Source organism: Streptomyces sp. P17 (genome assembly GCF_032436805.1).
In the GTDB taxonomy this organism is placed as follows: domain Bacteria; phylum Actinomycetota; class Actinomycetes; order Streptomycetales; family Streptomycetaceae; genus Streptomyces.
Map to the genome: position 1 here is coordinate 1 of NZ_JAVRBF010000696.1, position 279 is coordinate 279.

Here is a 279-nt window from a genome sequence, read left to right on the forward strand (position 1 = left end):
TTGCGATCATCACCACCATCGCCCCGGCACATACCGAATTTTTCCGCGACGAGGCGGCGATTGCGGATGCGAAGGGCGAGATTTTTCAGGGCCTGGAGCCGGGCGGGGTCGCGATCGTCCCGTTCGACAGCCCGCATCGCGATCGCCTGGTCGCTGCGGCGACGCCGTATGCGGCACGGATCGTGACCTTCGGTCTTGACAAGGGGGCAGACGTCCGCGCCATCGAAACGATGCGCCCACCACGGCGGTGACGAAGGTGCCGCCGCTTTCGGTGCGCAT

The 279-nt window shown here is 65.9% G+C and carries 1 protein-coding gene; it reads left to right on the forward strand.

Translation table 11 applies throughout. The features are described 5' to 3' along the window. Positions 1 to 251, forward strand: a 251-nt coding sequence (locus RMT89_RS42630) for a Mur ligase family protein (protein ID WP_315889132.1), incomplete at its 5' end; no start/stop codon positions are given. Positions 252 to 279: the final 28 nt, after the last annotated feature.